Genomic DNA, 7,534 nt, shown 5'->3' on the forward strand with positions numbered 1-7,534 from the left:
GATGACCGCCCGCGGTGGACGGCGCGCCGGACGCGTCCGAGGGTGAACTCATCTCGCGCGCGACGAAATTCTCCAGATCGAACAGATTCGCGGCGGCCCGCTCGGCGACATTGACGAGGGTCTTCATGTGGGCGACCTCCTCGACCTGCTCCTTCAGGAACCACTGCATGAACTGTTCGCCCAGGTAGTCGCCCTCTTCCCGGGCGGTGCTGGCGAGCTGGACGATCTGCTCGGTCACCGCCTGCTCCTGGGAGAGCGCGAGCTGCAACGCTTCCTTCGCATTGGCGAACTGCGCCTTCGGGGCGTCGACGTCGGACAATTCGACGTTGATATCCCGATCGAGGAAGTACTGCACGATCATCATCGCGTGATTGCGCTCTTCGACGGCCTGCTTGTAGAAATGCTTGGCCAGCACGGGCAGATCGGCATTGTCGAACCACACCGCCATTGCGATGTACTGGTGTTCGGCGTTGAATTCGTTCCGGATCTGATCGTGCAGCAGGGCGTGGAACTTGCTGCGCTGGGACTTGGCGTGGCTGGACATAGACACGACATTAACCCTGGTCACAGCGCCTGTCATCCAAGTGCAGCCTTATTGAGGACGGCCTTATTGAGGCAAGTATTGCCTCAATAAGGAGACCCTAAATGCCCGGTGTCAGCAGCTCATCGGGAATCGGTTCGTCGGCCGCCAAAGCCTCGAAGAACTGCGACGCTCTCGTTTTGTCCCACAGCAGCACATTGCCGCTCGCGGTATCGGTGAAGCCGCCGATCGGCACCGTCGTGGCTACCGGATCGTCGCGCAGCGCCCAGCCCAGACGTGCGATATCCCACACATGCGCGCCCTGATCGACGCGCAGGGACTTCGTCACATCCCGCAGGAGCGGCCACGCTCGGAACGGATTGACGAGAGTGCTTGTCGCGGTGGCCTTCTTCAGCAGCGCCGCCATGAACATCCGCTGATTGTTCATGCGGTCGAGATCGGCCAGCGCGGTGGCGCGGCTGCGCACGAAACCCAGTGCCTGCGCACCGTTCAGCCGCTGACATCCGGCGGGCAAGTCGATTCCGGCCAGCGGATCGTCGATGGGATTCGGCAGGCACATGTCGATGCCGCCGACGGCGTCCACCACGTCGGCGAAGCCGCCGAATCCGATCTGCGCGTAATGGTCGATGTGCACGCCGGTCGCGATTTCCACGGTCTGCGTGAGCAATTGCGCGCCGCCGAAGGAGAACGCGGCATTGAGCTTCTCCCGGCCGTAGCCCGGAATGCTCACGTACGAATCGCGCGGCAGGCTCACCAGGGTCGGCCGACCGGACCGTGGAATGTGCACCAGGATGATGGTGTCGGTGCGCTCCGAACCGACCTCGCCGCCGGTCGCCAACTCCTGTTCGCGCTCCGGGGTCAGCCCGGCGCGGCTGTCGGAACCGACCAACAGCCAATTGGTTCCGGGCGTGTCGCCCACCCGATTGTCGTAATCGGTGATGGCGTCGATGCGGACCAGATTGTTCTCCACATAGAACGCCGCCGCGATGGGGAGGCTCACCAGGAGCACGAGCAGCGCCAGCAGCCAGCGACCCCAATGCCGCTTGCGTTTCGGCCGCGGCCCGCGCGGTGGTCGGGCACCGCGACCGCGGGTGGCGCGCGGTGGTGACGCGGGCGGTGGCGGGGACGCCGCACGATGGGGGACCGGGCGCTGGGTCGGCGCATGGGTGGCCGCACCCGCGTCGGGGGTGCGCCGCGACTGCCGCGGCGGGGGCTGTTTCGGCGGCGGTACCTGGGACCACGCCAGCGCGGGTTCGGTCTCGTTGCGCGGCATGCGGCGGGTGCGGTTCACGGCGGGGCCGCCGGGTGGTTCGCGCCGGTCCTCGGGCCGCGGTCCACGCGGTGCCTGCCGTCGTGCCGGTTGCTGCGGCGATGGCTGCTGCCGTGCCGGTTGTTGCCGTGCCGGTTGTGGCCGCGCCGGTTGTTGCCGTGGCGGTTGTTGCCGCGGTGCCGGACTGCCCCAGCGGGCCTCGCCGGGGTGCGGTTGCCGCGGATGTGCCGGAGACTCGCCTGCCCCGCGCGGCGGCGACTCCCGGCGCATCCGTGCATCGTGCCGAGGGTCGTCGCCGTTCATCACCTGAGACTGTACTTATTCACGCCCGAAAGCGGTTCATCTCGATGTGGTCACGTCGAGGTGGTCACGGCAGCCAGGAGACGTGTTCGCGCAGGAAGGTGTAGCCGATGTAGGCCACCGTGTCGATCAGCGCGTGCGCCAGCAGCAGCGGCCACAGCCGCCCGGTCCGCTGCCAGTAGCGGCCGAAGATCACACCCATCACCAGGTTCCCGACGCCGCCGCCGAGGCCCTGATACAGGTGATAGCTGCCCCGAAGCAAGGCCGAGGCCAGCAGCGACCGGTTCTCCGACCAGCCCAGCGCCCGCAATCGCGTGATCAGATAGGCGACCACGAGAATCTCCTCGGCCGCCGAATTCGCCCACGCCGACAGCACCAGCACCGGCAGCCGCCACCAATGCTCCAGCGAACTCGGCACGATGGTCACGCTCACCCCGAGCGCGTGCGCCACCAGATACAGCGCCAGCCCGGGGATTCCGATCACCGCCGTCAGTACCAGTCCCGGCACGATGTCGGCGCGCCAGCGCACGCGCAGCAGGCCGAGGGCGCGCGGCCCGATTCCGCTGCGCCACAGCAGATACAGCCCCAGTGCCGCCCAGCCCAGCAGCCGGGCCACGCTCAACAGCTGGAACAGCAGGTCGATCAGCGACTGCGCGGCGCGCGGCGCGTTCAAGGCCACCGTCTGGCCCCCGACCCCGCCCGGGGACAGCGCGCTCTCCAGCAGTGACAGCGCCGCGCTCGCTCCGCTCAGCCCGAAGGTGACGACCAGGACGACGGCGATCTCGAGCCGTATCGCCCGCTGCTCCTGATCGGAGGCGGGCGCTGGCCACAGGGGTGCGGATGCGGCGGGAACCATGGGGCAAATCTATGCGCGCGACGGCGCGCGGCGTCGGCCGACAGCCGCCGCGTATGCGGTGACCCGGTGCGGAGCGCTAGTCGATGGTCCGCCGCAGCCGTGCGGCCGAGGAGCGCATGGTGCAGCCGGCGAGTGCGCGCACGGCTCGGCTGAGCGCGTCGACGTCGTCGGCGGGATGGTCGAAGGGCAGGCGGACATCGTGGTCGCGGTCGACGGCCTCGACGCGCAGCGTGATGCCGTAGCGGTCGATGGCGAGCGGGTGGATGTGCCCGCGGCGCAGGTGGGCGGGGATGCGGCGGGCCAGCTGCGCGATGACGTCGGCGTGGTCGGCCTGCATGTGCTGCAGCCAGGCCGCCTCCATCCCGCAGAAGGGGTCGGGGCGGGCGGCGCGCAGCCCGTCGCGGCACACCGATTCGGCTCCGGTGGTGTCGGCGACCACGGCGGAGTCGACCACCAGGCGCAGCAGGGTGGTGGTGTGGCCGACGTCGAGCAGGTTGGGGTGCGGGTGGTCCTCGGCGACGTGGGTGGCCAGGGCGCGCTGGGCGTGGGCGGGCACGGCGCGCACCCAGCCGCGCAGCCAGACCAGTGCGCGTACCGGTTCGCGCAGGCGCAGCGGTGCGTGGTCGGTGAGTTCGAGGACGGCGGGGGAGCCGGTGGTGCCGGAGTTGGCGGTGAGCATGGCGGCCGTGGAGGTCATGGGTACGGCGATGACGGCATCCCCGCACTGCCGGAGCAGATGTACCGCGGTGGGGATGGGGTCCAGGCCGGGCAGGGCCAGCATGGCCTGTTCGGCATGGGCGCAGGCGCTGTGCACACGTTCGGCGGTATTGGGGGCGACAGCGGCCGGTGCCGGGTGGGGCATACACACCTCCAAGAGGAATTAGGTAACCCTAAGCTAAGTGACGTAGGTCGCCAACGCAAGCGCGAACTTGCTCCCGCCGGCGTGGCGACCGCTACCGTTGATCGGTGTCGCACGATTCGCCCGCTCCCGAGCCGATTCCGCTGACCCTGTCGGTACCGCCCCGCCCCGAACGCGGTCTGACCGAGGAACTGGTGCGACCGGTGCGCACCGGGCATCCGGAGATCGAGGTGCTGGACCTGACGGCCTCCGATACGGCCGTCGCCGAATTCCTGGTGCGCGTCGCCCACTCCGACTCCGGATTCGTGGCCCGCACCGACTCCGGGGAGCGTGCGGTCGGCATCGTCGCGGCAACCGTGGCCGCGCTCATGGGCGAGGACATCCCGAGCGCGCTGGCCAACCCCGACATCGCCTTCCTGACCAACCTGAAGCCGCCTGCGGTCGCGGCGCTACGCGACGTGCTGCTCGCCATCGAGACTGCCGACCGCGACGCGGTGACGGCGGCGCTCGCGGTATTGACCGGCGGAGCCGCGACCGCCTGAGCGCCCGTCGGCCGTCGTGTTACGGCGGAAAACGTGCTGGTGCGAGCCGCCCGGCGGACGACCGAGCCGCTCGGGACGCGGCCTGCTGCAAGCCCCGCGACCGAGCCACCCCGACCCGGTGATGGGTGCCTTCCTCACCGCCGGTGCCGGGCCGCACCCCGACGCCGACCACTCCGGGACCCCCGAGCCGTCCGGCTACCCGAAAGCGGCTTGTCCCGACCCCGCTACCGTGGCGCGCCGGTCGCGGCTGTCCGTGTCCGATGCGACGGCCCCCGACCGGCAATCGGTGAAGTGCGGGCGCGTACGCAAGTAATCTCGTTATCGTGCCGCGTATCGCCTACTTCGGGCCGTCGGGAACCTTCACCGAGATGGCCCTCGCGAAACTCGAGTCCGCCGGAACCTTCGACGGGCCGGTCGAGCGCGTCCCCGCGTCCAGTCAGGGGGCGGCCATCGAACTCGTCCGGGCCGGTGACGTGGTGGCGGCGGTGGTGCCCATCGAGAGTTCCGTGGAGGGGTCGATCGCGCCGACCCTGGACGCGCTCGCGGTCGGGCCGCGCCTGCAGATCATCGCCGAGACCGAACTCGACGTGGCCTTCACGATCCTGGGCCGCCCGGGAATCGAGCTGGCGCAGGTGCGCACCATCGCGGCCTATCCGGTGGCGGCGGCACAGGTGCGGATGTGGCTGGCGCACCGGATGCCGGACGCACGGCCCTACACCTCCGCCTCGAATGCCGCGGCCGCCGAGGATGTCGCGAACGGGCACGCCGACGCGGCCGTGTCCACCGCCTTGGCGGGGGAGCGGCTCGGCCTGGCGGTGCTCGCCGACGGCGTGGCCGACCACGATCAGGCCGTCACCCGCTTCGTGCTGGTGAGCCGCCCACAGGCCGCGCCGCGCCGGACCGGCGCGGACCGCACCTCCATCGTGCTGGAGCTGGCCAACAAGCCGGGTTCGCTCATGCGCGCGTTCGCCGAATTCGCCACGCGGGGCATCGACCTCACGCGCATCGAATCCCGGCCCACCCGTACCGGTATGGGCACCTACCGGTTCTACCTGGACTGCGTCGGACATATCGACGACACCGCGGTCGCCGAGGCGCTCAAGGCGCTGCACCGCACCGCCGCTCGGATCCGCTACCTCGGTTCCTGGCCCGCGACCTCGGCGACCGGCGCACCGCCGCCGCCGGACGAACCCGCTGCGGCCTGGCTTGCCGATCTGAAGAAGGGGGTGGCGGACCTGTGACGGGCAAACTCATCCTGGTGCGGCACGGGGAGACCGAGGGCAATGTCGCCAAGATCCTCGACACCAAGGTGCCGGGCCTACCGCTCACCGAACGCGGTGTGGCGCAGGCGAAAACATTCGGTTCCACACTGACGGTGCCGCCGCGGCGACTGTTCTCCTCGGAGGCGTTGCGCGCCCGCCAGACCGGCGGCTACATCGAGGAGGCCACCGGCGTCGGCCTGGAGGTGCTGGCCGATCTGCAGGAGGTGCAGCTCGGTGAGCTGGAAGGCTCGAATTCGACCGCCGCGCACCTGATCTTCCAGGGCATCTACCACAAGTGGCATGCCGGGGACCTGTCCGCCCGCGTCCCCGGCGGCGAATCCGGCCACGACGTGCTCTCCCGCTACGTCCCCACCCTGGAACAACTACGCGCGGAATACCTCACGAGTGCCGATTCCACCGATATCGTGGTGGTCAGCCACGGCGCCGCCATGCGCCTGGTCTCCCGCGAACTCACGGGAATCCCAAGGCTTTTCGCGGCCAACAATCACCTCGACAACACCGAGACCATCGAACTGCTGCCGACCCCCGACGGCGGCTGGACCTGCACCCGCTGGGGCCGCTACACGCCACCGTTCGGCGAGAATACTTCCCCGACCGGCGACGACCCGATGGGCTGACCGGCGCACCGAATCGGAGCATTAGCCGCGCCGATCGACGCACCGACTTATAGACGGCCCGGGGCACCGCCCCACGCCCAACCGGCGGTCGGCTGCGGCGTCGCAACGGCGCGGAACACGATCGCGGGCACGCGACACGCCAGGATTTGGACAGCGTGGCAGCTCGTCCACGATCCATCCACTGCGGTGCCGACGGCGGGAGTGGTATGTCGTGTTCTCGGCACGGCCTCCGGCGCGGCGCGGATGCGGGTCGGTACCGTCGCACTACGCCGGTCCCGTTGACTGATGCGCGGGTGTACTTCGGCAGGGTCGTCGCCCTGCCGTTCACGGGGCAGCGGTGGGCCGGAACTCCTGGCGCAGTGGCAGATCCGCCATGAGGTGCTGTAGTGCGGCGCGGAAGCGGGCCGGGGTGCCGGTGCTGAGGGCGGTCCACCGGACGCCGTCGTCGGCGGGGCTGGTGGTGGCGAGGAAGCGGCCGTGCCGGGTGTTGAAGACGGCCATGTGGTCGGGGGCGATATCGCGGGTGCCGTCGCCGTGGACGACCGCGACGATCTCGGCGTACGAGTGCACCTGCACCAGCGCCGCGGCGAGGGTGGCGGCATCGCGGGGTGGATCACCCACGCGGGCAAGGCGTTCGGCCGTGGCGGCGGCGTCGCCGGTGTCGTCGAAGATGGGGACGAGGTCCGCGGTGGGCGCGTTCGTCCCCGCCAGCTCCAGGGGTTCGGCGGGGCCGAGGGCGGCCATGATGGTGCCGGGCAGGTCGTGGCCGGCCTGGTCGATGACATAGGAGGCGGGGGCGCGCAGGACGATCACCTCGATCTCGTCGCCTTTGGCGAGGCAAAGGCGATGGATCGACGCGCCCACATACCAGCGCACCGCCACCTCCCAGTGCGGCCGGTTCAGCACTCGAAGCCGTTCGGCCAGTTCGGGATGCACCTCGCCATCGACGAGCAGGTCGCGGTCGGCCAGACCGGCTGCGGCCACCGCCATGGCGCGGTCGTGTGCGGCGGCGGTGTCGTAGCGGCCCACGGCGTCCAACACCACCGGCATGTCGTCGAGCGCCAAGATCTCCAGCAGGCACTGCATCTCGTCCAGCGACAGGGTGACCGCCCCCAGCAGGGACGGTCCGCGGCCCGCGCCGAGCACGGTCACTCGGCGGGCTCCGGCGCGGCTCCGATGACGGCGGGCGCGATCACCCGGCCGTCGGCGAAATGATCGGCCGAGCGCCCGTAGCCGCCCTCCCGGGTCCGCTCCTCGTCGTCGCGG

Annotated in this window: 8 protein-coding genes; 3 read left to right on the plus strand and 5 right to left on the minus strand. The window is 70.2% G+C overall.

Features of this window, described 5'->3' with window-relative positions; all coding sequences use genetic code 11:
* The 4 genes from QK444_RS28720 to QK444_RS28735 all read right to left on the minus strand — a co-directional run.
* Window positions 1-544 (minus strand): ferritin (locus QK444_RS28720; protein ID WP_282785262.1); only part of this gene is annotated, 544 nt, incomplete at its 3' end.
* A gap of 97 nt (window positions 545-641) precedes the next feature.
* Complete coding sequence (locus tag QK444_RS28725; protein ID WP_282785263.1) at window positions 642-1,832, minus strand: LCP family protein; 1,191 nt, start codon at window positions 1,830-1,832, stop codon at window positions 642-644.
* Window positions 1,833-2,178: 346 nt separating this feature from the next.
* Window positions 2,179-2,967 (minus strand): CPBP family intramembrane glutamic endopeptidase, encoded by a 789-nt coding sequence (locus QK444_RS28730; RefSeq protein WP_282785264.1) that lies wholly within the window; start codon window positions 2,965-2,967, stop codon window positions 2,179-2,181.
* A gap of 76 nt (window positions 2,968-3,043) precedes the next feature.
* Window positions 3,044-3,829, minus strand: coding sequence for a DUF2470 domain-containing protein (locus QK444_RS28735; protein WP_282785265.1), 786 nt, complete (start codon window positions 3,827-3,829; stop codon window positions 3,044-3,046).
* A gap of 104 nt (window positions 3,830-3,933) precedes the next feature.
* Between QK444_RS28735 and QK444_RS28740 the strand changes: the two genes are divergently transcribed.
* From QK444_RS28740 to QK444_RS28750, 3 genes are all read left to right on the plus strand, one after another.
* Window positions 3,934-4,368: a hypothetical protein gene (locus tag QK444_RS28740; protein ID WP_282785266.1), complete on the plus strand. Its 435-nt coding sequence runs from the start codon at window positions 3,934-3,936 to the stop codon at window positions 4,366-4,368.
* A gap of 323 nt (window positions 4,369-4,691) precedes the next feature.
* Window positions 4,692-5,609 (plus strand): prephenate dehydratase, encoded by a 918-nt coding sequence (gene pheA / locus QK444_RS28745; RefSeq protein ID WP_282785267.1) that lies wholly within the window; start codon window positions 4,692-4,694, stop codon window positions 5,607-5,609.
* Window positions 5,606-6,268 carry a histidine phosphatase family protein gene (locus tag QK444_RS28750; RefSeq protein WP_143983327.1) on the plus strand — a complete coding sequence of 221 codons (663 nt, stop codon included), beginning with the start codon at window positions 5,606-5,608 and terminating at the stop codon, window positions 6,266-6,268. Before pheA ends, QK444_RS28750 begins: the two co-directional genes overlap by 4 nt.
* A gap of 324 nt (window positions 6,269-6,592) precedes the next feature.
* Here the strand turns inward: QK444_RS28750 and QK444_RS28755 are convergent, their stop codons facing one another.
* Window positions 6,593-7,420 (minus strand): ESX secretion-associated protein EspG, encoded by an 828-nt coding sequence (locus tag QK444_RS28755; protein ID WP_282785268.1) that lies wholly within the window; start codon window positions 7,418-7,420, stop codon window positions 6,593-6,595.
* Window positions 7,421-7,534 lie beyond the last annotated feature (114 nt).

The sequence above is a fragment of the Nocardia sp. CC201C genome (assembly GCF_030010695.1).
In the GTDB taxonomy this organism is placed as follows: Bacteria; Actinomycetota; Actinomycetes; order Mycobacteriales; family Mycobacteriaceae; genus Nocardia; species Nocardia otitidiscaviarum.